Here is a 2,546-nt window from a genome sequence, read left to right as displayed (position 1 = left end):
CTTTCTCAATGCACTCCCTTGAAGATTTGTCAATTGAAGTCGAGTCGAAGCCTGATTTACAAGCAGTAATTACAAGAAATAATATGAAGATTATTTTTTTCAATATTGTTGCCAACGGTCACGGCTATGAGTAGTTGCGTGGGTTAGCACTTAACTTTGCAAGTACACACCAAGCTGAAAATCCGCGAGGATTTTCAGAAGTAGGCGAGAACGAGCAATAACTTATAGCCATTGTTGTAAGTAGGCTTTTATATTAGATTTCCAACAAATTCAATTAGTTCAGGCATATTCTCATAAACACCTTTTGCTGTCATAGAAGCTGTAACTCTACCTAGCCAACTCATTATTTTTCCTTTCCTATCGCTCGAACCTTTCGGATTTTCTTTGTCGATAGTCTTTAGTTCCTCAATAGCTTCATCTTCGACACCAAACTCTTTTAATTTTTCAACTTGTTCTGCATTGATTGTCAAATTTATGTCTCCTTGAGTTATCTGTTCGCCTGCTGCTACATTTAAAGGGTTATTGTTCCCATATATATTGTTTGTTATGATATTTTGAGCTTTTTCTTTATTATCCTCGTTCATAACGTAATTTTTATCTATTTGGGGAAATTGGTTTTCCAGTTCTTGCAAAGTGTCCAATAGTTTTTGTTTTGTTACTTGGACTATGTTTTGCATATGAGATTTACCTATTGTCCTATGTGCAGTTCTTATTTGTCCTCCTTGTCTTTTAATTGAACCATAAAATTCTGCAAGCATTCTTACCATTCCGCCTGGTAAATTTATTGACCCAGAACTGCCTTCCATTTCAGTTATATTTTGCTCCACCACATAAATAGGTTCAATAAAACGATGATGATAAATCAAATCTTTCATAGTTTCATCTGCATCATCTGGAAGTACGACGGGAAAAGTTCTGACCTGTCCATACGGAAATTCAGCTGTAAGTTCTATTTCAGACCATACTTTTCTGTATTCAGGTAAGGTTTTATCATCGTAAGTATAACCATTCAATTCTTTTGACAACCAATTTTTAAAAGTCTCATTTTTAATTTGATTCGCTATCAATTTCGCTCTGGTTAATCCTTGAGCAACGGTTATTCTGTCGTATGCTATGTCAGTTATTAATTCGTGTATCATAGGTTTTTTAGCTTACTTACAACGGTCTCGGCTATGAGTAGTTGCGTGGGTTAGCGATTAACTTTGCAAGTACACACCAAACTGAAAATCCGCGAGGATTTTCAGAAGTAGGCGAGAACAAGCAATTACTTATAGCCATTGTTGTGAGCTGGCTTTTTACCATCTTCTGCTTATTATTCCACTTTTTCTTGCATAATACAAATATGAAAAAGGTGATTGTCTGGTTTCTGCCATTCGTTTGTTTCTTGTTTCAATATATTTAGTTGACAACTCTAAAGCTGCCATTGCTGATATTCCGATAGTTGTTAAATTCAGTGGTAAATGCACAAAATCTAAATGGCTATTCAGTACGGTTCCTGCTGATGTCCATAATGTAGGCGATTTTATGTCAATTAAGCTTTTAAAAGTTTTTAAACTACTTTCAATATTCGAGTCTTTTAATAGTGCTGTTAAATCCTGAACTCCATTAATTAAGTCTTCTTGAAAATTTATTGCAGATTCTTTTAATTCTGCGTTGGATTTAGCATTTGAAATTTCTGTCTGAAAATCAGAAATAGTTCTTTTGAAATGTCGAAGATTGTCAGCTCTACGTCTCTTAAAATCTACGATTTGTTCTAAAGACACATTTTCTTTCGGTGTTGGTAAAATATTGTTCAAGTCAAAAGATACGACTGGAAAGCCACTATTTTTTCTCGTGGTTTTGAAGTTAAATTTTTCGTAAGCTATAAAGTCTGTTCCGATTGTAGTTTGTTCATTATCAACTTCTGCAAGATATTTTGCCAAAAGTGACATATAAAGCAATGCTGTATTATGTTCAAATTTTAACCATTCATCATTTTCATCTCTCGTTGCTAAACCTAAATCTTCAAGAAAATAGAATAGCCCATCTGAAGTTTTATTTCGGTGGATTCTTCCCCTTTTTTGTTCAACTTTTGATTGATGAATTCTATGATTGTGTCTGCTATATTGATTTCTATTTCTGAACCTTTCAAAATTCGGGTTGAGAACCGTTGCTTGAAATTCATCTTGAAACTCTTGAAATTTCTCCCAATTATTCTCTCCAGATATTAAGGTTTCAGGTTGAATTGGTCTAAACTGTTCTTCTCCAATTAAATATTGAATATCAGGTGATAAATCATATAAAAATCTGTCATCATAGGTCGCTGGAATAATTGAACTGACTTCATCCCAATATAAGAGTGCGTGTTTCAGCCAACTACTTCGAGGGATATCAATTGTTGGATAATATAATATTGTTCTATTCATCGGTTCGGTTTAGCTTGCTCACAACGGTTGGGCTAAGCGTAGTGCGGGGGCAAGGAAACTTTTTGTTTCCGTCTGCGCACGAAGCTAAAGCTTTTGGTTTTGCTTTTTCTTTTTTTGTTCCAAAGCTAAATCCATAAGATT

The 2,546-nt window shown here is 34.5% G+C and carries 2 protein-coding genes; both read right to left on the bottom strand.

Translation table 11 applies throughout. The annotated features are described in order from the left end of the window. Positions 1-248: 248 nt before the first annotated feature. Positions 249-1,139 (bottom strand): AbiTii domain-containing protein, encoded by an 891-nt coding sequence (locus ACOCEA_RS17895; RefSeq protein ID WP_420757644.1) that lies wholly within the window; start codon positions 1,137-1,139, stop codon positions 249-251. 156 nt (positions 1,140-1,295) lie between these two features. Beyond that, complete coding sequence (locus ACOCEA_RS17890; RefSeq protein WP_420757643.1) at positions 1,296-2,405, bottom strand: DUF6236 family protein; 1,110 nt, start codon at positions 2,403-2,405, stop codon at positions 1,296-1,298. Positions 2,406-2,546 lie beyond the last annotated feature (141 nt).

The organism is Maribacter luteocoastalis (genome assembly GCF_048890225.1).
In the GTDB taxonomy this organism is placed as follows: domain Bacteria; phylum Bacteroidota; class Bacteroidia; order Flavobacteriales; family Flavobacteriaceae; genus Maribacter; species Maribacter luteocoastalis.
This window is presented reverse-complemented; position numbering and strand designations above follow the sequence as displayed.

What these genes read in the sequence shown, in the direction of transcription:
- ACOCEA_RS17890 (WP_420757643.1), bottom strand. Translation starts at nt 2,405, where the DNA reads ATGAATAGAACAATATTATATTATCCAACAATTGATATCCCTCGAAGT.
- ACOCEA_RS17895 (WP_420757644.1), bottom strand. Translation starts at nt 1,139, where the DNA reads ATGATACACGAATTAATAACTGACATAGCATACGACAGAATAACCGTT.